Below are 22,674 nucleotides of genomic sequence, written 5' to 3'. Positions count from 1 at the left end.
AGCGCTAGGGCTTGCCATGCACGGAAACGGCGTACTGCCCGCCGGTGTAAGGGTCCCGGGACCATGTCGCGTACCTGGCTTCAACGGTGAGTCCCACCGCACGGCAGTGCGCGTCGTAGTCGTCCAGTGTGTAACCGCGGTCCAGGGCAAAACCCGCGACGAGACGGCCGGCCGGGCGTACGTGGGCCGCCGCCCCGGCCACCAGGGCCGGTTCCGTTCCCGGTGGGGTGAACAGAGGGACATTGCCCGCCAGCACCACGACATCGAAGGACAATCCCAGGTCGAGGTCGACCAGATCCCGCTGGTACCAGCGGATCTCCGGGGCCAGTCGGCGGGCGGTGGCGAGCATCGACGCGTCGGTGTCCACGCCCACCACCTCGATCCCGTGACGGGCCAGCTCGATGGCCACCCGGCCGGTGCCGCACCCCGCATCGAGGACGGTGGCGGGCTGGAAGGAGCGGACCAGCGCGGCTTCACCGTGGATGTCCCCGCCTTCGGCGGCGATGCGGTCAAACCGGGACTGGTAGTCGTCACCGTCCCACCTCATGCTCACGCTCATGCGGCCAGAGTGTCACATGCGCGGTCGCGCAAGGCGATGCGGGCAGCCAGCACCTCTGGCCGCCCTCGGGAACCCGTCCGAGAAGGCTGCGGCCAGCCCGTCCCCGTCCCCTTGACGCATCGCTTGGCACACTATTCAGGACTCCACAGGTCCGCCGGACGGGCCTGGGCCGTGGTCGTCGCAGCGGCCGTCGGACCGCCGACGAGGGCCATGGAGGGGGCGGCGGTGGCGAGTTGTGCGCGAAACCTCAAGAGCATTCCCTGTCGTGTTGTCGAAGGGTCCGGCGGTATTGCTCGGGCTGCGACAGAGCATTGCGGGGGGCGGACCGGCCGGACAACGGCCACCGCTGTCCGGGACAGGCGCCACCCTGTCCCGGCCGTTCAGGGGAAGTTCTGGTCTATACCAAGCGCGTCCGTCCCAGTATTCTCATCCATGGCCAGTAGCACACCATCCCCCCACCCAGGTTGCGTGCCGGCGCGGGCGACACCCCCCTGAACCCGCCCAAGCAGCCAGGTGACCTCCCGATTCACCGCCTCTAGGAGGATCACGGTGAAAGTTCGCACCAGAAGTTCGGCGATCATCGGCACCATCTGCCTCGTCGCTTCCCTCGCCTTGACCACGGCCTCCGCCGACGAGCCCGCCGCCCCACGGCAGGCAGCGGCGAAGGTCGCGCTCAAGAATGTGGCCACGGCCCAGAATCCGACCGCCGGCGCCGCCGGTCCCCAAGGCACGGTCTGGATCGCCGAACGCCCAGGCACCGTCAGGGTTCTAGATGATCAGGGACTGGGCGATCCCGTCCTCGACATCTCCGACGAGACCACCACCGACGGCGAACGCGGCCTGCTGGGCATCGCGTTCGACAAGGAATTCGCGCACTTCTACATCTCGTTCACGAACCTCGAAGGCACCAGCACCGTGGACGAGTTCGCCATGCGGGACGGCAAGATCCAGCCGGACACCCGGCGCACCGTCCTCACCCAGACACAGCCGTATTCGAACCACAACGGCGGCGATATCAAGTTCGGCCCCGACGGCTACCTCTACATCGCCTTGGGCGACGGGGGCGCGGGCGGCGACCCGCACGGCAACGGGCAGAATCTCGACACGCTGCTCGGCAAGATCCTGCGGATCGACCCGAGCGGCGGCGAGCCGTACGCGATCCCGCCGGACAACCCGTTCGTGGACGACCCGAACGCGAAGGACGAAATCTGGGCGTACGGGCTGCGCAACCCGTGGCGCTTCTCCTTCGACGCGGGCACGGGCGACCTGCTGATCGGTGACGTCGGCCAGAACGACTGGGAGGAGATCGACTGGGCCCCGGCGAACAGCAAGGGCGGCGAGAACTACGGCTGGTCCCAGATGGAGGGCACCCATCCCTTCCGCGGCGGCACGGAACCCGCGAACCATGTGCCGCCGGTCCACGAGTACGACCGCACCAATCTGGGCTGCTCGGTGACCGGCGGCTACGTCTACCGGGGCGACGCGATCCCGGATCTCAAGGGTCAGTACGTGTACAGCGACTACTGCGACGGCACCGTCCGCTCTCTGCAGATGGAGAACGGCAAGGTGACCGGCGTGAACGACCTCGGAGTCAACGGCGGTGAGGTCATCTCGTTCGCGCAGGGCGGCAATGGCGAGCTGTACGTGCTCGCCATAGGCGGCAGCATCTCCCGCATCGACCCGGCGTAACCACTACGGGACGACGCGGCCGAGTGGCGAGCGCCACCGGCTCACGTCGCCGCCCCTCCTCTGTGCTGGAGGGCGGCGACGTGTCCGCGTCCGCGTCGCCGCTGACGCCGATCGTCACCGTGGCGGGCAGAAGGTGCCGGCGCGCAGGGCCCCGATTCCGGCGATCACCGGGACTCCGTCGGCGTGCTCCACCGCGATACGGACGGCGCGGGCCCGCTCGGGGCGGGTCAGGTAGGCGTACGAGCCCGTGGAGCCGAGCGCCCCGATCGAGTCGACACCGGCCGTGGCGAGCCGGCGGACGAGCCGGCCGTACGCCTGCTCATCGATGCTTCCGTTGCCGGGGATCGGGGTGAGCGGGAAGGCGCTGAGACCGGTGAACACGACGGATCCTCCAACGAGATGTGCGGGGTGCCGGCGGATGGTGGGGTGGGGCTCGAGGTCCCCGGAGTTGGTCCGGGGCGGCGGTCCGAGTGCGGGGTCAGGTGAGGGCGAGGAGGCTGACGGCGACGGCTGTCAGGTCGCCGCTGTACATCCTTGAGCATCAACACATCCTTGAGCATCAACAGAACGACTGGAGAGTACAACGGACCGACCGCGCGAGGTCAACCGAACGACCGCGTGGTACGGCAGACTGAACCATGTGGAGGGGAGCGCACCGATGGCGGAGACCGAGGCGGCTCTGCGGACGCTGGCGTACAACGTCAGAACCGCTCGCACACGCGCGGGGCTGTCCTTGGACGAACTCGGCCGACGGGCCAAGGTCAGCAAGGGCTCACTGTTCGCTCTGGAGAAGGCCCAGGGGAATCCGAACTTCGCCACCCTGGTCCGGCTGGCCGACACCCTCGGCGTCTCGGTATCCGCCCTGATGGAGGGGGCGGCCCAGGAGCGCGTCCGGGTCGTGTCCGCCGATGCCGTGACGCCGCTGTGGACGGGAACGCACGGCAGCGAGGCCCGGCTGATGCTGACGACCTCCGGACCGGCCACGGTCGAGGTCTGGCGCTGGAAGCTCCAGCCCGGCGAGGAGTACCCCAGCCACCCCCACCAGGCCGGCGTCGTGGAGACCCTCAGTGTCACGGCCGGCCGGATGGTCCTGGTCGTCGACGGCGTCGAGCATCCCGTCGAAGCCGGGCAGACCGCCACCTTCGACGGCGACGCCCCCCACACCTACCGCGGCGACGGCGGCGGGACCTGCCATCTGATCATGACCGTCCATCTGCCACCCGGCCCCGCCTGACCACGTCGACCCGTTCCGTTCCGCCCCCACCCGTCTCGAAGATCAAGGCCAAGAGGAGGTTCATGTCCGAGCGCGCGCAAGAATCCGTCATACGGGCCCCGGGCATACCGCACCTGCTGATGGTGGTGCTCTGCTGCTTCTCCGGATTCGCCCTGCTGCTGCCGGTCTCCCCGGCATGGGCCGTCAGCGGAGGAGCCGACGAGTTCGGTGCCGGACTCGTCACCGCCGTCCTGATGGCCGCCACCGTCCTGGCCCAGCTGTGCGTCAAGACGGCGCTGCGCGTGCTCGGCTGGACCCGCACCCTCGTCCTCGGTTCCCTGCTGCTCGGTCTGCCCGCCCTGCTGCAAGCCCTCAGCGACCACCTGTTGCCCATCCTGCTGACCACAGCCTTCCGGGGAGTGGGCTTCGGGATCATCACCGTCTGTGGATCCACCGCCGCGGCCGCGCTGGCCCCGCGCGGACGCCAGGGAGCGGCCATCGGCCTCTACGGCTTCGCGGTCGCTCTCCCCCAAGTCGCCCTCACCCCGGCGGCGCCCTGGCTGGTGGACACGTTCGCCCTCCCCGCGATCACCGCGTGCGGCGCGCTCCCCGTTCTGGCACTGCCCTGGACACGAGCCCTCGGCCGCGTCGTCGAGGCCCGCATCGGCAGCTCCGCGCCGGAGGACAGCCATCCGCGGCACCCCGCCCCCGCGACCACGGTGCTCCGGCGCATCCTGCTCCCGCTCTCCGTGCTGCTGCTGGTCACGGCCGCGGGGGGTGCCGTACTCACCTTCGCCCCGCAGTTCACCACCACCCCGACGCTGGCCGCCACGGCCCTTCTCGCCCTCACCGCCACCGCCGCGGTGTCCCGTTGGGGCTGCGGAGTGCTGGCCGACCGGATCGCCCTGCGGCCGATCAGCGGCGTCCTCGCCTCGGCCGCGTGTGCGGGCCTGGCGCTGATCGCCCTGGCCGTGGGATCGGAGAGCATCCCCGTCCTCGTCCTGCCGGCCGGACTGGTGGTGCTGGGAGCGGCGTACGGAGGGCTGCAGAGCCTCACGCTGGTGCAGGCGTTCACCTACGCCGGCCCGGAGAACCGGCATACGACATCAGTCGCGTGGAACATCGGCTACGACGCGGGCACCGGACTCGGCTCCCTCATGCTGGGTCTGGCGGCCCAAGCGGCCACCTTCTCCACCGGCTTCGCCACGATGTCCGCGGTGATGGCGGTCGCGGCCCTCACGGTTCTCCTCACCGGTCACAGACCGGCCACCGTCCGCTCGGCGAACAGCCGCCGGCGTCCGCACAGCCGAAGGCGCCGATCGCTCACCGACCGCTAGAAGCCACTCCCGCGCGGGTGTGGGTCACGGGGCCGCGCCCCGAACCGCCGTGTGGCTCAGCCCAGCGCTTCCATCACGGCGGTGACATAGGCATCCAGCCGCCCCTCCACGGCTTGCGTCGTCAGCTCTGTCCTCCCTGCCTCCCGCCATGGCTGCGACACCAGCCGCACTTCTTCCGAGCACGCCAGCCCGTCCCGCACCTGCCAGTACAGCCGCTCGCTCGCGGTCGCGGCCAGCACCCCGCCGGCCTCCTCATACGCCTCGGCGAACCGCAGGCCCCACGCCGGGCCGTGCAGCAGCGCGAGATTGGTGGCGCAGTGCGCCACATCGAGATCCGTCGGGCCCCAGCAGGCCCCCGCCCAGTCGACGACGCCGGCGATGCGGGCACCTGCCGGCCTGGAGGGCTCCCCGTCGAACAGCACGTTGCCGGGTTGGAAGTCCCGGTGCAGGAATCGCCCTTCATAGGGCGGCGCGGGCTTGCGGATCACGTCGATGGCCGCGGCCCATGCCGCCGCGTCGGCGCCCTTCGGAGTCACGACGGTGTCGGCGGTCGTCAACGCCACATACTCCCGGGGCCGAACGGCGGGTCGCACCGCGTGGATCGCCACGAGTTGACGGGCCAGTAGAGGGACACGCGTCTCCAATCCCTCATCGGCCAGGACCGTCCGGCCCGCCAGATGTGTCATGAGGAGCGAGGGATACTCGCACCGCGCGGCGGTGGGATCAACCGCGACCAGTCCAGGAGCCGGCACGTCGGACCCCGTGAGCAGGGTCAGGGCGCCGGCCTCCCGGTGCAGCCAGTCCTCGGCGTGCTCCATGTCGGCGAAGGTCCGCAGCACCAGGTGACGGGTGTCTCCGTCCCGGGTGCCGATGGTCAGCCTCCGCATGTCGGCAGTGATACCGCCGTGCAGCGCCTGTGTTCCGACGATCCGTTCGCCGGCCTCCAGGTGCCGGCTCACCCAGGCCAGGGTCAACGGTCGGACAGCCGCCGCCTCATCGTGATTGGGCACCGTGCCACCTCACCATCCGGACGGCGGCACGCGCGAACGCCCAGCCCATCACGTTTCGGTAGCGCGGTGCGGCCCGAGCACCCTGGGAGGTGCGGGTCAGCCGCCCTGACCGATGCCGCCGATCGGGCCGACCTTCACCGGGGAGCCGGCGCCGTCCGTGACGGGCAGTGTGCCGCCGCCCGGCCAGTCCAGGGTGACCGACTTCGTCTCGTTCGGCGGGGTCACCACCAGCCCCGTGACGCGGACGCCGGAGCCGCCCGAGTCGTTGATCGGGTAGTTGACGCCGAAGTACGTCGACTCCCCGTCCTTGAGGATGTGCGGGTCGGCCGGCTGACCACTGCGCTTCGCGGACAGCGCCCCCTCGCTGGTCTTCAGGTCGACGCCCGCGAACCCGGAGATCGTGCAGTCCCGGCCGCCACCGTTCTTCAGGGTCACCGCGACGGTGCCCTCGCCGTCGCCGTCGATGGTGCGGTCCGCCGCCGTGATCTCCAGCTCGTCGGTGCGGCACTTGCCGACCTTGCCGTTCTCGTCGGAGCCGGTCCCGGCGGCCGTGCCCTGCCCGCCGGAGTCCTTCCCGCCGCCCTGATCCGATCCGCCCGAGCCCGAACCGCCGCCCGAGGAAGACGCACTGGACGCGGACGACGGGTCGCTCTGTCCCGAGCCGTCATCGTCGTTCTGACAGGCCGTGAGCGAGAGACCCGCGGCAACGACCAGGGCCGCGAAGGTGAGCTTGTGAACGCGCATCGTTTCTTCCTCAGTATCGGTTGGGGGGTGCCGCCCCGCTCGGTACACGTCGGTACGAGCGAGCGTTGCTGATCAGCAGGAGCCCCCCGGCCCGCCGCCCGTTCCGCCCAACCGCCCCCCTGATACACCCCTGTTACACGAACAGCCGGGCGCGGCCGTTCAGCAATGCGGCCTCGCGCACGCGAGGCCCCACGACGGGATCAGAGGGTGAGGACGAGCTTGCCCCGGAGGTGACCGCCGTCGAGCAGCCGGTGCGCGTCGGCGACGCGCTCGAACGGGAACGTCTCCTGCACATGCACCCGGAGCCTGCCCTGTTCGACGAGTTCGACAAGACCTCGCAGGCCGACCGGATCGGGGTCGACCGCGATACCGCTGAAGCGCATGCCGGCCGCCTCGTACTTGGCGATGAGCTCAGAATCCTCCTCGGCGACCGCCGTCACCAGGTGACCGCCCGGGCGGAGCACACCGAGTGACCGCTCTGCAGTGTCGCCGCCGATCGTGTCGAGCACGACATCGATGTCGCGGACCGCCTCGGTGAAGTCGACCGCCGTGTAGTCGATCACCTCGTCGGCGCCGAGCCCCTCGACGAACGTCCGCTTGCTCCCACCGGCGGTCGCGATCACCTGCGCGCCGAGCGCCTTCGCGATCTGGATCGCGACGTGGCCGACCCCGCCACCACCGCCGTGGATCAGGACGCGGTCGCCCTCACTCACGCCGCCGAGGTCGACGAGGCCCTGCCACGCCGTCAGCCCGACGACCGGCAGCGCCGACGCCTCGACATGCGAGAGCGACGCCGGCTTGCGCACCAGGTGCAACGCCGGCGCCGACACGACCTCGGCGTACGCGCTCGCCGCCCGCGGGAACAGCGGCATCCCGAACACCTCGTCGCCGGGTCTGAACCGATACGTCTGCGACCCCTCCTCGACCACACCGCTGATGTCCCAGCCGAGGACGAACGGCGGCCGGCCGAGCAGCGGGGGGAACTCGCCGGCGCGCAGGAGCGCCTCCAGCGGGTTCAGCCCGATCGCCTTGACGCGGACGAGGACCTCGGTCGGGAGGGGCTGGGGCTCGGGCGCGTCCACGATGGTGAGTACCTCGGGACCGCCGAGCGTCTGCTGGGTGATGACTCGCATGACTCTCCTGGCTTGGGAGGGGGAGAGAACCCAGGCTAGGTTTCCGACAGGAACCAGCAGGTGCCTCTGGCGGAGGTACCTTTGGCGCCATGAGCGGTTTCGGTCCCGGTGGTCCCTTTCTCGCCGACTGCCCGGCGCGTCTGGCGGTCGAGCTCATCGGCGACAAGTGGACGGCGGTGGTGCTCTACGGCCTCAGCCGGGGCCCGGTGCGCCATGGCGAGCTGATCGAGCTGATCGGCGGCATCTCCCGAAAGATGCTCACCCAGACGCTCCGACGGCTCGAGGCGCACGGACTGATCCGCCGCCACGCCTACGCCGAGGTGCCGCCCCGCGTCGAGTACGAACTCACCCCGCTCGGGGCGACGCTGATCGATCCGATCCACATGCTGACCGAGTGGGCGATGGCGAACGGCGACGCGGTGCTGGACGCGCTCGACGCCGATCCCGAGCCGGTCGCCCCCGGCGAACCGGGCCGCCGCTAGGCACTGAGGCTCACCACACCCCGCCCGGGGTGTGGGAGCCGATCACCTGGGGCCGGGGAGTTCCGGCAGGCGCGGGGCGTGGAGCCAGGCGGTGAACAGCGCGTCGAGAGGCTGGGCGGCGCGGCGCCCGGCGAGCGCGGTGAACTCCTCGGTGGTGACGGTGGCGTGGCGGTAGGTGGCCGTCCATTCGCGCAGCACCGCGAAGAAGGTGCCGTCGCCGAGAACCGTACGGAGCGCGTGCAGCGTCAGGGCGCCCTGCTGGTAGACCCGGTCATCGAACATCCGCGGCCTGCCCGGGTCCGCGACCAGCAGGTCCTGCGGCTGATCCGCCAGCTTGGCCCTGGTGCGGGCCGCGATGGTGGCGGCGGGACGCTGCCGGAGGCTTCCGACCACAGCCACTCGGTGCGTCCGCTCGGGCCCGTCAGCCTGGGCAGGCCGGGGTGCTCGCGCAGGTCGGCGTAGTCCGGCGGCAGGGAAAATGGGCAGGTCCGAGCCATCGGCCACGTCTCGGCTCGCAGCGGACTCTGGTCGGACACGGCGTGAGCGTGCGTAAGCCATCCATGGACAAGAACGCTAACAGCGCGAATGGGAGAAGGTCATGTTTTGTCATCACAACTACTGGAAGCACCATGCATAGACCTTGACGCGGCGTATCGACACCGTTGTGATGGGTTGCGTGCAGCACCACCGGGCAGGTCCTGAGCGCGGCCCGTTCGGCAGTGCCGGGACGCCTCGGGCTGCCCGGTGCCGGCAACCCGCAGAACTCCCGTCATCACAGGCCACACGGCACGTCTGCGTCGCCAAGGCCCCCACGCGCAATCACCGCTCGGTGGATCCGGCTTCAAAGTTTGGGCACACTTTGCACACAACTCTTCTTCAGACAGGCCTCGATGTTCTACATTGACCCGTGCTTCACATGTTTGGACACGAGCGACAAATAATGATCTACAGGTCCGGCGCTATGGGCGGCCAGCAGGCGCGTCCCCGGCGCCGGACGTGGGGTTGATCAATTCTCGGAGCCCGAGAGGGGCGGCCTTGGGTGTGGGGAGCGCCCGAGGTTTCGACGGGCTCCCACACACCTCGAGAGTCTGGCAAGACACGCGAGTCCGCACCCGTCCGGGTGGGGTGTCCAAGTAGCGCTGCGATTCCGGGATGTCATGCGCGGGGGCGGGGGCCTCCCGAGGGGAGGAACAGCGCGACGGGGGGCGGGGGCCTCCCGAGGGGAGGAACAGTGCGGGAGGCGGGGGCGCCTCCCGAGGGGGAGGAACAGTGTGAGGCGAACACGTCGAACCACTGGGGACCTGGGGGGGTTCTGTGCGGCGAGGGGGATTACTCAGCCCGTTTTCGTCAGAGCGCGGGCGTCTGGCGAACGGGGCAGTCAGCCGGCCCGCGAACAACTGGGAGCAGCGGTACCGCCGTACCGTGATCACCAGCGATACCGTGGCCACCGCCTTCGTGGTGGCGGCGATCGGCAACTTCTTCGGGGCCCGCGACGCGGCCAACTGGCACGAGAAGTGGGGAATACTCGCCTTCGGCACCTGGCTGCTCGTGCTGGCAGCACTTGCGGTCGGCCGGGCCTGGGCTCCGGCCGTGCTCGGCCAGGGCGCCGAGGAATTCCGAAGACTCGGACGCTCACTGTTCGCGGCGACCGTCGTCCTGGCGCTCGGCGGGATCGCCCTGACCTCGCGCAACATCAAGCTCTGGATCTTCGTCGCGATCCCCGCGATCGCGCTGGTCACCATGACCGAGCGGTATGTGCTCCGTCTCTGGCTGCACAAACAGCGCAAGGAAGGCCGGTGCCTGAGACCGGTGCTCGCCGCCGGGAGCCCGGCCACCGTGCGCGACCTGATCGCCCGAACCCGCAAGTTCCCGCACCTCGGCTGGCGGGTGGAGGCGGTGTGCACGACGGACGGTCGCGGGCTCGACAGTGACCAACTGGACGGAGTGCGGGTCGTCGGCCGACTGACGGACGTCGCCAAGCACGTCCGCCACGACGGCTACCGTGTCGTCGCCGTCACACCGGACCCGCACTGGTCACCGGACCGGCTGCAGCGGCTGGCCTGGAACCTCGAAGGCAGCGATGCCGAGATGGTCGTGGCCCCCGTGCTGATGGAGGTGGCCGGCCCGCGGCTGCACGTCGACGCGGTACTCGGGATCCCGCTGCTGCGGGTCAGCATGCCGACCTTCACCGGGGGGCGCCGGGCGATCAAGGGGGTTGTCGACCGGGTGGGCGCGGCGGTCCTCCTGGTGCTGTTCGCGCCGCTGATGGTGCTCGTCGGACTGCTCGTGCTGCTGGACAGTCGGGGTGGGGCGTTCTACCGCCAGCGCAGGGTCGGCAAGGACGGCCGTGAGTTCACCATTCTCAAGTTCCGCACCATGGTCGCCGGGGCCCACCGGGCACGTACGGAGCTGGCCGACCGCAACGAGGGCGCGGGACTGCTGTTCAAGCTCCGCCGGGATCCGCGGGTGACCCGGGTGGGAGCGGTGCTGCGCCGGTACTCGCTCGACGAGCTCCCGCAGCTCTTCAACGTGCTCACCGGATCGATGTCGCTCGTCGGACCGCGGCCTCCGCTACCGGAGGAGTCCGCCGCCTACGACCCGGACATCCGGCGGCGGCTGCTGGTCAAGCCCGGGCTCACCGGGCTGTGGCAGATCAGTGGACGCAGCGACCTGCCGTGGGAGGAGGCGGTCCGCCTCGACCTGCGGTACGTGGAGGACTGGTCGCTCGCCCTGGACACAGTGATCTTGTGGAAGACGCTGCGTGCGGTGCTCCACGGGCAGGGGGCGTACTGATGCGCGGAGGTCGTCCGACCGGCGCGCGGACCGCAGGCCGTAAGGGCCTGCCTGGGGGGAGAGACGGGTCATGAGAGTCAGCGTTTTCGGGCTCGGTTACGTGGGCTGCGTGTCGGCCGCGTGCCTGGCCGGCATGGGGCACGAGGTCATCGGGGTGGACGTCAACCAGATGAAGGTCGATCTGGTCAACGACGGCAAGGCCCCGGTGGTCGAGGAGCGGATCGGCGAGCTCATCGCCGAGGTCGTGCGGACCGGAGCGTTACGCGCCACCGGCGACGTCCGCGAGGCGATCATGAACAGCGAGGTGTCGCTGGTCTGCGTGGGCACGCCGTCGGAGCCCAACGGCAGCCTGTGCACCACGTATCTGGAGAGGGTCACCGAGCAGATCGGCGCCGCGCTGGCCGAGGAGGCCGGGCAGGGGGGCCGGCACACCGTCGTATTCCGCAGCACCATGCTCCCGGGCACATGTCTGAACCTGCTGGTGCCGATCCTGGAGAAGAACGTCGGCGGCACGGCCGGGGTGGACTTCGGGGTCGCGGTCAACCCGGAGTTCCTGCGCGAGGGCACGAGCGTGCGGGACTTCTTCGACCCGCCCAAGTCCGTCATCGGCGAGCTCGACCCGGCAAGCGGCGACGCGGTGATGGCGCTGTACGACGGCTTGCCCGGCGAGGTGTTCCGGGTGCCGGTCCCGACAGCCGAGGCGATCAAATACGCGGACAACGCGTTCCACGGCCTCAAGATCGGCTTCGCGAACGAGCTGGGCGCGGTGTGCCAGGCGCTCGGGGTGGACTCGCACCAGGTGATGGACGTGTTCCTGGCCGACCGCAAGCTGAACATCAGCCCCGCCTACCTGCGGCCCGGCTTCGCCTTCGGTGGCTCCTGTCTGCCCAAGGACCTGCGCAGCCTGGTCCATGCGGCGCAGCGGGCCGATGTCTCGGTTCCCATTCTCGCCCATGTACTGCCCTCCAACTCCGACCATCTGCAACGCGCGGTGGACCTGGTCGAGCGCACCGGCAAGCGCCGGATCGGCATGTTCGGGCTGTCCTTCAAACCCGGCACCGACGACCTCCGCGAGAGCCCGCTCGTCGAACTGGCGGAGAGGCTCTTCGGCAAGGGCTACGACCTGCGGATCTACGACGCCAACGTCAACCTCTCCCGGCTGATCGGCGCGAACCGCGAGTACATCGAGAACCGGCTGCCGCACCTCGCGCAGCTGCTCGCGGAATCCGTCGGCGAGGTGCTGGAGCACGCCGAGGTGTGCCTGGTCGGGACCAGGGATCCGGCCGTGCTGTCGGCGCTGCCCAAGAGCGACGGTCCGGTGCTCGTCGACCTCATCCGCCTTCCCGACGCCGAGGCGCGCCGGGCCGAACCGGGGTACATGGGCCTTGCTTGGTGACACGCCGTTCGATGAGACAGCCGGCGGCGACGGGTCGCACCGGCGCGCGCTGATCCTGGTGGAGAACCTGTCGGTGCCGTTCGACCGGCGGGTGTGGCAGGAGTGCACGACGCTGCGCGACGCGGGCTGGGAGGTGCACGTCATCTGTCCCCGGGGGGAAAAGCGGGACACGGAGCCCGAGGCGGAGATCGACGGCGTGCGGATCCACCGCTACCCGTTGCGCGCGGCCACCGGAGGACCGGCCGGGTACCTGCGGGAGTACGGATCGGCGCTGTGGCACACGGCCCGGCTGGCCCGCAAGGTCGGCCCGGTCGACGTGGTCCACGCCTGCAACCCGCCCGATCTGCTGTTCCTGGCGGCACGGTGGCTGAAGCGGCGCGGTGCGCGGTTCGTCTTCGACCAGCACGACCTGGTACCCGAGCTGTACCTCTCCCGGTTCGACCGCGGCGAAGACCTGCTCTACCGCGCCGTGTGCGCGCTGGAACGGCGGACCTACCGGGCCGCGGACATCGTGCTCGCCACGAACGAGAGCTACCGGGACGTCGCACTGCGCCGTGGCGGACGGAGGCCGGAGGACGTCTTCGTCGTGCGCAGCGCGCCCCAGATCGACCGGTTCCAACCGGTGCCGCCCGAGCCGGAGTTGAAGCGCGGCAAGCCTCATCTGCTGTGCTACCTGGGCGTCATGGGTCCTCAGGACGGCGTCGACTACGCCTTGCGGGCCCTGGCGAAGCTGCGCGACGAGCTGGGACGGAACGACTGGCATGCGGTGTTCGTCGGCGCCGGCGACGCCTTCGACGCGATGGTGGAGCTGTCCCGGCAGCTCGGGCTCTCCGAGCAGGTGCGGTTCACCGGACGCATCCCGGACGCCGACCTGGTGCGCTACCTGTCCACCGCGGACGTGTGCCTCTCCCCCGACCCGCGCAATCCGCTCAACGACGTGTCGACCATGAACAAGGTCCTGGAGTACATGGCGATGGGCCGGCCGATCGTCTCGTTCGACCTGAGGGAGGCGCGCGTCTCCGCCGGTGACGCCGCCGTCTACGCGCCCGCCAACGACGAGGCCGCATTCGCGGGGCTCATCGCGCTGCTCCTCGACGATCCGGAGAAGCGGGCCCGGATGGGCAAGATCGGCCAGGAGCGGATCGGCGGGCCGCTCTCCTGGCGGAACTCGCAGGCGTCGCTGCTCGCCGCCTACGCCGCTGCCTGCCGCGACCGCACTGCGGCGCCGGCGGGCTACCCGGCGCGGTCAGGGAAGAGGCCGCACCGTTGAGCGATGACACGATACGCCTGGTCACGATCGGGCGGATGCTCCGTCGGCGCTGGCGGCTTCTCACCGTCGTCGCCGTGCTGGGTGCGCTCGTCGGCTACGGCACCTCCTTGCTGTTTCCGCCGCGGTACACGACGTCGGCATCGGTACTGCTGCCGGGGCAGTGGGAGGAGCGCGAGCTGCTGACCCAGGCGGAGATCGCGACCAGTTCGGTGGTGGTCGACCGCGCGGCCGCCGCGCTCGGCTGGCCCGGGGTCAGCGGCGGCGAGCTGCGGGATCGAGTGAGCGCCGAGGCCGCCGACGGGAACATCATCAAGATCTCGGGTACGGCCGGCACCCCGGAACGTGCGCGGCAGCTCTCCGACCAGGTGGCCCAGCAATTCATCACCTTCGCCGCGCGGCTCGCGGGTGACGACACCGACCCCGAATCGGCGGCCGGGCCCGAGGACGTGCGGAAGATGGTGGTGCAGACCAACCGCCGCATCACCGACCTGGCGGAGGCGGCCGATCCGGGGCAGACCGTGGAGAGCGTGCAGGCCCGCACCGAGCTCGCGAAGCTGCGTACCGCGCTGCAGGAGGCCGTGAAAAAGCTGGACGAGGCCGACCCGACGACCAACAGGGCCAACATGGTCGTCATGGGGCCGGCGGCCCGGCCGAGCGGCGAGGCCGCGCCGACGAGGACGCAGTTCATCGTCGCCGGGGCGCTGCTGTTCTTCCTGCTCGCGGTCATCGGCCATCTCGCCGCCGCACGGGTCAGTCGCCGACCGCGCACCGCACCGGAGATCGCCGCGGCGCTGGGCTCCACGCTGCTGGGTACCGTCGAGGTACCTGGTGAACGGCGCGCGCACCGGCCGGAAGGCCGTGGCCCGCGGGCCCGGATCCGCCGGCTGCTGGGCGTCGACGTCCGGTGGGACATACCGGCCCCGCGGACGTCCGGCGACGAGGCCGGCAGGCAGATCCGCTACCGGCGGGTGTGCGCCCGCCTCCGGGACCAACTGCCGGCGCCCCGGCGGCTGCTGGTTGTCGTACCCGAAGGCGACGAGGTCGCCCGCCGGGCCGCCGGGCAGCTCGTCGCCGAGGCCGAGAGCGATCCTTCCCTCACCTCTTCGAGCAGGGGATTCCCCACGCTGCGGGTGGTGGAGGTTTCGGTGTCCCGGCCGATGGTGCCGGACCGCGACACCGAGTCCGGTGCCCTGGTCGTGCTCAGCGCGGGCAGCCGGACCGCGGAGGAGCTCGCCGACGTCGCCGAGGCGTGTGCGGACGCGGGGCATGAGGTCGTCGGCACCGTCGTCGTCGGCACGGTCCGGGCCCGTCCGACACGGTCCGCCGGCCCTCCTCGGGATGCCGTCACGCCGGCGCTCACGGTCGGTGGCCACGCGCCGGGAGGTTCGGTGTGACGACGAGCAAGACGTCGGAGTCGTCGGCCTCCGCTCCGCTGCTGGACCTGCAGGCGCTGGTGGTGGCGGTGCGCAGGCGCCGTCGCCTCTGGGGCTCCTTGGCGCTGCTGGGACTGCTGGTCGGTGGCGCGGTGGCGGTCCTGCTGCCGCCACCGCCGACCGCGGTGACCAAGGTGCTGGTCGCGCACAAGGAGGACCAGCCGAACGACACCGGAACGCTGATCCGCACCGATGTGGCACTGCTGCAGACCACGCGGATCGCCGACAAGGCCCTGCGGTCCCTCAAGTCCCCGGACAAACCTGAGGACTTCATGCAGGACTACCGGGGTACCGGCCTGACCAACAACCTGCTGCAGATCACGGTGACAGGCGACAGCGACGCGCAAGCGGTGGCCCGCGCCGAGGCGCTGGCCGACGCGTTCGTCGCGGACCATGTGCGGCGGATGCGGGAAACCGCGAAGGCCGAGTCCCAGGCCCTGCTCGACCAGCGTGACCGCATGCGGGACGAACTCACCCGGGTCAATGAGGAGATCGGAGATCGATCGCCGGAGAGCGATCCCAAAGCGTCGGCGGGCATCGAGTCGCTCTTCGCCCGCCGCGCCGAGCTCAACTCGCGGATCGCCGAATTCGACCAGCGCGCCGCGGAGGCGCGCACCGGCACGCCCAAGGTCGTCTCCGGCACGCAGATCGTGGACGCCCCGCGCGCGGTGCGGTACTCCCTGCCCAAGGCCGCCGTCACGGACGCCGCGATCGGGCTCGTCCTCGGGCTCGTCCTCGGGCTCGCGCTGGCCGCGGTCGGCACGGTGGTGGCGGACCGTCCCGTGCTGCGCCGGGAGATCGCGGCGAACCTCGGTGCCTCGGTCATCGCGGAGCTGCCCCGCGGGTCGGCCAGACTGTGGCAGCGCCGACGCACCCGGGCGGCACGGACAAGGCTCACCACGTCACTGGCCCGCACTGTGGGCGACTGCGCGGAACCGGTGTCGCTGCTGGAACTGGGCTGTGCGCGCGGCACGAGCGCGATCGCCCTGGACGTCGCCGGGGCACTGGCGGCGGACGGCCCGGTGGTCATCGTCGACGGGCTGCCCGGCCGGCAGCTCGCGGGCCGCCGCCCGAAGCCGGGGGACCCGACCGTGGTCGGCGCCGAGCGTGCCGCGGCCGTACCGGATCAGGAGCGCCGGCTCGGAGTCGGCTCGGTCGCGCCCGGCACGGCGTGGGCCGACCTCCCCTACCTCGGCACCCGGACCGTGCTCGTCGTGCGTGCCGGGCACGGCAGCGCCGCATGGCTGCACACCGTGGCGCGGCAGCTCGCGGACCTGCGCATTGCAGTGATCGGTGTGGTGTTGATCGACCCCGACCCGCGGGACCGGACCGACGGCACGCTATGGGACGGGCTGCACATCGCGCTGCGGGGCCATGGCGAGCGGCCGGCCCGGCAGAACGTGAAGGGCCGGCTACGGACGGAGCGGCTGCCGATGTGGGCCGCACGGGTCCCGGACAGCGACCAGGAGGCGCGGTAGGACATGTGTGGCATCGCAGGCACATACCGATGGCCGGACGGGAAGGTCGTGACCGACCGGCTCACCGACACCCTCGCCCATCGCGGTCCGGACGGGGCGGGCCGGTACGGCCACCGCGCCGGTGACGGCGAAGTGCACCTCGGGCACCGCCGGCTCGCCATCATCGACCTGTCCGAGACCGGCGCCCAGCCGATGGTCTCGGACGGCCTCGCCCTGACGTACAACGGCGAGCTGTACAACGCGCCCGAGCTGCGTGCCGAGCTGACAGCCGCCGGGGTGCGCTTCCGCGGCACTTCCGACACCGAGGTGCTGCTCGAGGCCTGGCGGCGCTGGGGCACGGGCTGCCTGCCCCGGCTGCGCGGCATGTTCGCGTTCGGGATCTTCGACGAGCGCACCGGCGACCTGGTGCTCGCCCGCGACCAGCTCGGCATCAAGCCGCTGTTCCTGCTCCGGCGCGGTGCGGGCCTGGTGTTCGCCTCCGAGCTCAAGGCACTCGCCGCCGCCACCGGCGGGTCGCTGGAGGTGGACCATGCGGCGCTGGTGGCCTCGCTGCTGTACTACTGGGTGCCGGACTCACGGTGCGCGTTCCGCGAGGCGGAGAAGCTGCCGCCGGGGAGCTGGCTGCGATGTAGGGCCGACGGCCGGGTGGAGCGCGGCCGGTTCTGGGACCTGAAGGACGTCGCCGCCGAGGGGCGGGAGCGGGCCCGGGCCGGCGAGCAGCCGGATGTCGCCGCCGTCGTCGAGGAGTCGACTCGGCGCCACCTGCTCTCCGACGTACCCGTGGCGACCTTCCTCTCCGGCGGTCTGGACTCCAGCTACCTGACCGCGCTGGCGGCCCGCGACCGGCCCGGGATCTCGGCCTACACGATCGGATTCCGTGCCGAGGACGCCAGGTTCGAGGCGATGCCGGACGACCTGCGCCATGCCCGGCGGGTGGCGACACGGTTCGGCGTCGACCTGCACGAGATCGAGATCGCGCCGAACGTGCTCGACCTGCTGCCGGAGATGACGTACCACCTGGACGAGCCGATCGGCGACCCCGCCGCGATCAACACCTTCCTGATCTGCTCGGCCGCCCGGGAGGCCGGAGTGAAGGTGATGCTCTCGGGGATGGGTGCCGACGAGCTGTTCGCCGGGTACCGCAAGCACCTGGCCAACCTGCTCGCGCTGCGCTACCAGCGCGTCCCGCGGCCCCTGCGGCGCGGGGTGTCCGCGGCCGTGGACCGGCTGCCGGTCGCCACGTCCCGCCGGGGGTATCGGTCGGTGCGCTTCGCGAAGCGGTTCCTCTCCTTCGCCGATCTGCCGGAGGAGACCGCGTTCCGGCGCAGCTACACCATGTACGACCAGGACGAGCTGCTCGCCCTGATCGACCCGGACCTGGCCGGGACGGTCGAGGACGTGCTGACCGAACATGCGGACATCTACCAGGACAATGACCTGGACGACTTCGTCAACCGGATGTGTCTGGGCGACGCCCGGATGTTCCTGCCGGGCCTGAACCTCACGTACACGGACCGCTCCAGCATGGCCGCGTCGACCGAGGTGCGGGTGCCGTACGTGGACGTCGAGGTGGTCAAGGCGGCGTTCGCCGTGCCCGGGAATCGCAAGATCGTCGGACGGCAGGGCAAGGCCGTCCTCAAGGAGGCGGCCACCTCGATCCTGCCCCGGGAGATCGTGTACCGGCCCAAGGGACTGTTCAGCGCCCCGTTGCGGGCCTGGATGAGCCGGGATCTGGCACCGCTGGTGCGCGAGGTGGTCAACGACGGGGTGCTCGTCCGTTCCGGGTTCCTGCGCCGCGACGCGCTGGCGCGGATGGTCGCCGAGGACGCCGCCGGACAGCGGGACTTCTCCAAACATCTGTGGCATGTGCTGACCCTCGAGTACTGGTATCGCGACGCGACCTCTGGGTCCGGCCAGAGCACTCGGTTAACGGCTTAGGAATTCAGAGGAGTTCGGGTGAAACAGGTTGTGCAGAACTACAAGACCGGCGAGCTGGCGGTGCTGGAGGTGCCGGTGCCGGGGTGCAAGCCCGGCGGTGTGCTGGTCCGCAGCGCCTACTCGCTGATCTCCACCGGGACCGAGCTGATGAAGGTGTCCGAGGCCGGCATGTCGATGCTGGGCAAGGCCCGCTCCCGGCCCGACCAGGTGGCCAAGGTCATGCAGAGCGTGGCCACCAACGGGGTGCCCGCCACCTACCGCAAGGTGATGGGCAAGCTGGACTCCTACACGCCGCTGGGCTACTCGCTGTGCGGGGTGGTCGAGCAGGTCGGCGCCGGGATCGACGATGTGAAGGTCGGCGACCTGGTGGCCTGCGCCGGCAACGAGCACGCGCTGCACGCCGAGTTGAACTGGGTTCCGAAGAACCTCTACGCACCGGTGCCGGACGGCCTCGCGCCGCGGCACGCGGCCTTCGGCACCGTCGGGTCGATCGCGATGCAGGGCGTCCGCCAGGGCGAGTCCCGGCTCGGTGAAGTGGCACTGGTCATCGGCCTCGGCCTGATCGGGCAGTTGGTGGTGCAGCTCCTCGCCGCCTCGGGCGTCCGCGTCGTCGGGGCCGACCCCGACCCGGCGCGCTGCGAGCTCGCCGCCGGCCTGGGCGCCGCGGCCTGCGGCGATCCCGCGTCCACGACCGTGGAGGCCGCCGTCGCCGAACTCACCGGCGGGCACGGCGTGGACCAGGTGTATCTGGCCGCCGGCGGCGGCAGCAACCAGCCCGTCGAGCTGGCCGCCCGGCTCTGCCGGGACCGCGGCCGGGTCGTCGACATCGGCAAGTGCCGCCTGGACCTGCCGTGGAACGCGTACTACGAGAAAGAGCTCGACGTCCGGTTCTCCCGCAGTTACGGCCCCGGTCGCTACGACCCGGAGTACGAGCTGGAAGGGCGGGACTACCCGATCGGCTACGTGCGCTGGACCGAGCGCCGCAACCTGGCGTGCTTCCTCGATCTCCTCGCCCGCCGCAGCGTCGACGTGGAGCCGTTGGTCTCCCACGTCGCCGACTTCGACGACGCCGTCGAGACGTACCAGCGCCTGAAGGACGGCGGCCTGAAGGCCGTGACCGTGCTGTTCCGGTATCCCGGGCACCCCGGCCAAGCTGGGGAGACAGGGGAAGCGGCGCCCCCGGCGGTGGCCGTGCCCGCCGTGAGGCCACGCAGCGGTGGAGCGTCCACCCCGGCCCGGGCCGTCCCCACACCGGTGCGCCTCGCGTTCGTCGGCGCGGGGAACTACGCGACGTCGATGCTTCTGCCGCACCTGGCGCCGCGCGACGGAGTCGTGTTGTCGACCGTCGTCACCACGACGGCGCTGTCCGCGGCCAACGCGCAGCGGAAGTTCGGCTTCGCCGAGGCGACCACCGATCTCGACGCCGTGCTCGGCGACCCGTCCATCGACGCGGTGTTCGTGGTCACCCGGCACAGCTCACACGCCGAACTGACCCGAAGAGCACTGCTGGCCGGCAAGCCCGTGTTCGTGGAGAAGCCCCTGGCCCTCACCGAGGACGAACTGGCCGGCGTGCTCGCGGCGGTGGAGGAGTCCGGCAACGACCGGCTGCAGGTGGGCTTCAACCGCCGGTTCGCGCCGCTGCTGCAGGAGGCCAGGAAGCGGTTCGGCGCCCGGACCGGTCCGGCGAACCTCCGCTACCTGGTCAACGCGGGCCGCCTCGCGCCCGGTAGCTGGTACCTCCAGCAAGGCACCGAGGGCTCGCGGTTCGCCGGCGAGGGCGGACACTTCATCGACACGGCGAGCTGGCTGTTGGATTCCGACCCGGTCTCGGTGTACGCGGTCGCCACGTCCGGCCACGAGGACCTGCAGGTCATGCTGCGCTACCCGGACGGGTCCGCCGCCACCATCAGCTACGTCACCAGCGGCCCGGCCGACTTCCCCAAGGAGACGCTGGACCTGGTCGCCGATGGCAAGGCGCTGCGGCTCGACGACTTCGTCCGTGCCGCTGTCCACGACGGCGGCCGCAAGCGGTGGATCAGTTCGCGGCTGCCCAAGGCCCGGGACAAGGGCCAGTCCGCCGAGCTGGCCGCGTTCATCAAGGCCGTGCGGACCGGCGGGCCGATGCCGGTGCCGCTGGAGTCGCTGATCGCCACCACGACGGCCACCCTCGCCGTGCGGACCGGCCTGGCCGGCGGTGCGCCGGTGACGTTGGCGAGGGCGCGATGACCATGGACGCGAGCTGGTACCTGCGGCGGCTGTCCCGGATGGGACCGCGGGAGGTCGCGGGCCGGGTGGGCGACGCGGTGCGCAGGCGGCGGTGGCGATCGCCGCGGCCAAACTGCCCGAGCGTGACCGGCGCCCGGTTCACCGCGGTACTGCCCGCCGGGACGATCGCCGCGGTGTCACCGGACGCCGCGAAACGTCTCATCGCCGAGGCGGACCGGCTGATGTACGGGCACGCCGAGTACTTCGGGGTGGTCCGCGACGACCTGGCCGACCCGGACTGGTGGTGCGACCCGAAGACCGGGCGCCGGGCTCCGTGGGGCTACGCCTTCAACGTGCCGTACCGGAACGAGGACGCGGTCGGGGACATCAAGCAGATCTGGGAGCTGTCCCGGCATCAGTACCTCACCGTGCTCGCCGCCGCCTACGCGATCACCGGGGACGAGCGGTACGCCGAGCGCGTGGCCGCGCACCTGCGGTCGTGGTGGGCGGCCAACCCACCGCTGCGCGGCGTGCACTGGATCAGCGGCATCGAGCTGGGGATCCGGCTGCTGTCCTGGGTGTGGATCCGCCGACTGCTCGACGGCTGGCCGGGCGTGGCCGGGCTGTTCGAGGACAATCCGGTGGCGCTGAACCAGATCTGGCACCATCAGCGCTGGCTGGCCGCCTTCCCCAGCCGGGGATCCTCGGCGAACAACCACGTCATCGCCGAGGCCGCCGGGCAGTTCGCCACGGCCTGCGCGTTCGGCTGGTTCCCCTCCTCGGCGCGCTGGCGGGCCGGCGCGCTGCGGTCGCTGGAGCGGCACCTGCGCAACAACACCTTCGACTCCGGCCTCAACCGCGAGCTGGCCACCGAGTATCACGGACTGGTACTGGAGCTCGGCCTGGCCGCGGTGGCCGAGGCGGATGCCGCCGGCGTGCCGGTCCCCGCGTCCATCCGGCTGGTGCTGCTGCGGATGACCGACGCGCTCGCGGCCGTCGTGGACAGCCACCTGCGGCCGCCGCGCCAGGGGGACGCGGACGACGGGCACGGTCTGGTCGTGGACGGCACGGGCACCGACCGCTGGGCCTCGCTGCTGGCCACCGGGGACGCCGTGTTCGGCCGCCTCGCCTGGTGGCCGGAAGTGACCGGCACCGATGTGCGTACCCCGCTGCTGGCCGCGCTCATCCGGCCGTACGCGAACATCGCGGCCGCACCGGTCGTGACCCGCCCGCCGAGCCGACCAGGCCACTTCGCCGACGCGGGGCTCACCGTCCTGCGCGGTCCGGGAGAGATCTGGTGCCGCTGCGACGGCGGTCCGCACGGCTTCCTGTCCATCGCCGCGCATGCCCACGCGGACGCGCTGTCCGTGGAGGTCCGGCACGACGGGGTCGACGTGCTCGCCGACCCGGGGACGTTCTGCTACCACGGGCAGCCCGAGTGGCGGCAGTACTTCCGGTCGACCCTCGGCCACAACACCCTGCAGGTGGACGGCGGTGACCAGTCGGTCTCCGGCGGCCCGTTCCTGTGGACCCGGCATGCCCGCAGCCGCGTCCTGACCGCGGACACCTCGGACGCCTCCGACGGGGGGACGGCCCGCTGGTGTGCCGAGCACGACGGTTACCAGCGGTCCGTGCACCGCCGCCGGGTGGAACTGGCCACCGCGCGGCAGGAGTTGACGGTGGTCGACGAGGTGCGCGGTCCGCGCCGGAACGTACGCCTGGCGTTCCACCTCGGCCCGGCGATCGTCGCGGACCTGGTGGGGAACCGGGCAGTGCTCACCTGGACCCGGGACGGCGAGGGGCGTTCCGCGGTGCTCGACCTGCCCGGGCAGCTGTCCTGGCGGGCGCATCGCGGCGAGACCGACCCGCCGCTGGGCTGGTACTCCGCCGGATTCGGGCGCAAGGAGCCCGCCACCACGCTGGTCGGCACCGGCTTCGCCGACGGCACAGCGCTGTTGGGGGAGTTCACCACCGTGCTCAGGTTCCACGGCTAG

Annotated in this window: 18 protein-coding genes; 12 read left to right on the top strand and 6 right to left on the bottom strand. The window is 71.2% G+C overall.

The genetic code is table 11. From position 1 onward, the window contains the following. Positions 1-4: 4 nt before the first annotated feature. Complete coding sequence (locus BLV72_RS38315; RefSeq protein WP_093468165.1) at positions 5-547, bottom strand: class I SAM-dependent methyltransferase; 543 nt, start codon at positions 545-547, stop codon at positions 5-7. 561 nt (positions 548-1,108) lie between these two features. On the opposite strand from BLV72_RS38315, the gene BLV72_RS38310 reads away from it, so the two are divergent. Continuing rightward, positions 1,109-2,248 carry a PQQ-dependent sugar dehydrogenase gene (locus tag BLV72_RS38310; protein ID WP_093468164.1) on the top strand — a complete coding sequence of 380 codons (1,140 nt, stop codon included), beginning with the start codon at positions 1,109-1,111 and terminating at the stop codon, positions 2,246-2,248. A 114-nt stretch (positions 2,249-2,362) separates the two neighbouring features. Here the strand turns inward: BLV72_RS38310 and BLV72_RS38305 are convergent, their stop codons facing one another. Beyond that, positions 2,363-2,629: a dihydrodipicolinate synthase family protein gene (locus BLV72_RS38305; protein ID WP_244321226.1), complete on the bottom strand. Its 267-nt coding sequence runs from the start codon at positions 2,627-2,629 to the stop codon at positions 2,363-2,365. A gap of 277 nt (positions 2,630-2,906) precedes the next feature. On the opposite strand from BLV72_RS38305, the gene BLV72_RS38300 reads away from it, so the two are divergent. Continuing rightward, complete coding sequence (locus BLV72_RS38300) at positions 2,907-3,482, top strand: helix-turn-helix domain-containing protein (protein WP_093468162.1); 576 nt, start codon at positions 2,907-2,909, stop codon at positions 3,480-3,482. A gap of 62 nt (positions 3,483-3,544) precedes the next feature. Then, positions 3,545-4,798 (top strand): MFS transporter, encoded by a 1,254-nt coding sequence (locus tag BLV72_RS38295; RefSeq protein ID WP_093468161.1) that lies wholly within the window; start codon positions 3,545-3,547, stop codon positions 4,796-4,798. 56 nt (positions 4,799-4,854) lie between these two features. Here BLV72_RS38295 and BLV72_RS38290 read toward each other — a convergent pair whose 3' ends face one another. The 3 genes from BLV72_RS38290 to BLV72_RS38280 form a co-directional block, all read right to left on the bottom strand. Then, positions 4,855-5,757, bottom strand: coding sequence for a phosphotransferase family protein (locus BLV72_RS38290; RefSeq protein ID WP_244321225.1), 903 nt, complete (start codon positions 5,755-5,757; stop codon positions 4,855-4,857). A 147-nt stretch (positions 5,758-5,904) separates the two neighbouring features. Next, complete coding sequence (locus BLV72_RS38285) at positions 5,905-6,552, bottom strand: DUF4232 domain-containing protein (RefSeq protein WP_093468158.1); 648 nt, start codon at positions 6,550-6,552, stop codon at positions 5,905-5,907. 200 nt (positions 6,553-6,752) lie between these two features. Continuing rightward, positions 6,753-7,685 (bottom strand): NADP-dependent oxidoreductase, encoded by a 933-nt coding sequence (locus tag BLV72_RS38280; RefSeq protein ID WP_093468156.1) that lies wholly within the window; start codon positions 7,683-7,685, stop codon positions 6,753-6,755. Between the two features lie 89 nt (positions 7,686-7,774). On the opposite strand from BLV72_RS38280, the gene BLV72_RS38275 reads away from it, so the two are divergent. After that, on the top strand, positions 7,775-8,167 hold the full coding sequence (locus BLV72_RS38275) for a winged helix-turn-helix transcriptional regulator (protein ID WP_093468155.1): 393 nt from the start codon (positions 7,775-7,777) through the stop codon (positions 8,165-8,167). A 42-nt stretch (positions 8,168-8,209) separates the two neighbouring features. On the opposite strand, the gene BLV72_RS38270 is transcribed toward BLV72_RS38275, so the two are convergent. Further along, positions 8,210-8,560: a gluzincin family metallopeptidase gene (locus BLV72_RS38270; protein WP_244321224.1), complete on the bottom strand. Its 351-nt coding sequence runs from the start codon at positions 8,558-8,560 to the stop codon at positions 8,210-8,212. A gap of 921 nt (positions 8,561-9,481) precedes the next feature. On the opposite strand from BLV72_RS38270, the gene BLV72_RS38265 reads away from it, so the two are divergent. The 8 genes from BLV72_RS38265 to BLV72_RS38230 all read left to right on the top strand — a co-directional run bounded on the left by BLV72_RS38265 (position 9,482) and on the right by BLV72_RS38230 (position 22,674). Next, a complete protein-coding gene (locus BLV72_RS38265; protein WP_093468153.1) occupies positions 9,482-10,960 on the top strand; it encodes a sugar transferase in 1,479 nt (492 codons plus the stop codon). A gap of 70 nt (positions 10,961-11,030) precedes the next feature. Beyond that, positions 11,031-12,356, top strand: a complete 1,326-nt coding sequence (locus BLV72_RS38260) for a nucleotide sugar dehydrogenase (RefSeq protein WP_093468152.1) — start codon at positions 11,031-11,033, stop codon at positions 12,354-12,356. Next, a complete protein-coding gene (locus BLV72_RS38255) occupies positions 12,346-13,626 on the top strand; it encodes a glycosyltransferase family 4 protein (protein WP_093468150.1) in 1,281 nt (426 codons plus the stop codon). Before BLV72_RS38260 ends, BLV72_RS38255 begins: the two co-directional genes overlap by 11 nt. Beyond that, positions 13,623-15,020, top strand: coding sequence for a Wzz/FepE/Etk N-terminal domain-containing protein (locus tag BLV72_RS38250; protein ID WP_093468149.1), 1,398 nt, complete (start codon positions 13,623-13,625; stop codon positions 15,018-15,020). Before BLV72_RS38255 ends, BLV72_RS38250 begins: the two co-directional genes overlap by 4 nt. After that, a complete protein-coding gene (locus BLV72_RS38245; protein ID WP_093468147.1) occupies positions 15,017-16,537 on the top strand; it encodes a Wzz/FepE/Etk N-terminal domain-containing protein in 1,521 nt (506 codons plus the stop codon). Before BLV72_RS38250 ends, BLV72_RS38245 begins: the two co-directional genes overlap by 4 nt. Positions 16,538-16,540: 3 nt before the next feature. Beyond that, positions 16,541-18,475 (top strand): asparagine synthase (glutamine-hydrolyzing), encoded by a 1,935-nt coding sequence (gene asnB, locus BLV72_RS38240; RefSeq protein ID WP_093468146.1) that lies wholly within the window; start codon positions 16,541-16,543, stop codon positions 18,473-18,475. A gap of 18 nt (positions 18,476-18,493) precedes the next feature. Then, a complete protein-coding gene (locus BLV72_RS38235; RefSeq protein WP_093468144.1) occupies positions 18,494-20,701 on the top strand; it encodes a bi-domain-containing oxidoreductase in 2,208 nt (735 codons plus the stop codon). Continuing rightward, positions 20,698-22,674, top strand: coding sequence for a heparinase II/III family protein (locus tag BLV72_RS38230; protein ID WP_093468143.1), 1,977 nt, complete (start codon positions 20,698-20,700; stop codon positions 22,672-22,674). The genes BLV72_RS38235 and BLV72_RS38230 overlap by 4 nt, the downstream gene beginning before the upstream one ends.

This window comes from Streptomyces melanosporofaciens, from assembly GCF_900105695.1.
Lineage (GTDB): Bacteria > Actinomycetota > Actinomycetes > Streptomycetales > Streptomycetaceae > Streptomyces > Streptomyces antimycoticus.
This window is presented reverse-complemented; position numbering and strand designations above follow the sequence as displayed.

What these genes read in the sequence shown, in the direction of transcription:
- BLV72_RS38315 (WP_093468165.1), bottom strand. Translation starts at nt 547, where the DNA reads ATGAGGTGGGACGGTGACGACTACCAGTCCCGGTTTGACCGCATCGCC.
- BLV72_RS38300 (WP_093468162.1), top strand. Translation starts at nt 2,907, where the DNA reads ATGGCGGAGACCGAGGCGGCTCTGCGGACGCTGGCGTACAACGTCAGA.
- BLV72_RS38295 (WP_093468161.1), top strand. Translation starts at nt 3,545, where the DNA reads ATGTCCGAGCGCGCGCAAGAATCCGTCATACGGGCCCCGGGCATACCG.
- BLV72_RS38285 (WP_093468158.1), bottom strand. Translation starts at nt 6,552, where the DNA reads ATGCGCGTTCACAAGCTCACCTTCGCGGCCCTGGTCGTTGCCGCGGGT.
- BLV72_RS38280 (WP_093468156.1), bottom strand. Translation starts at nt 7,685, where the DNA reads ATGCGAGTCATCACCCAGCAGACGCTCGGCGGTCCCGAGGTACTCACC.
- BLV72_RS38275 (WP_093468155.1), top strand. Translation starts at nt 7,775, where the DNA reads ATGAGCGGTTTCGGTCCCGGTGGTCCCTTTCTCGCCGACTGCCCGGCG.
- BLV72_RS38260 (WP_093468152.1), top strand. Translation starts at nt 11,031, where the DNA reads ATGAGAGTCAGCGTTTTCGGGCTCGGTTACGTGGGCTGCGTGTCGGCC.
- asnB (WP_093468146.1), top strand. Translation starts at nt 16,541, where the DNA reads ATGTGTGGCATCGCAGGCACATACCGATGGCCGGACGGGAAGGTCGTG.
- BLV72_RS38230 (WP_093468143.1), top strand. Translation starts at nt 20,698, where the DNA reads ATGACCATGGACGCGAGCTGGTACCTGCGGCGGCTGTCCCGGATGGGA.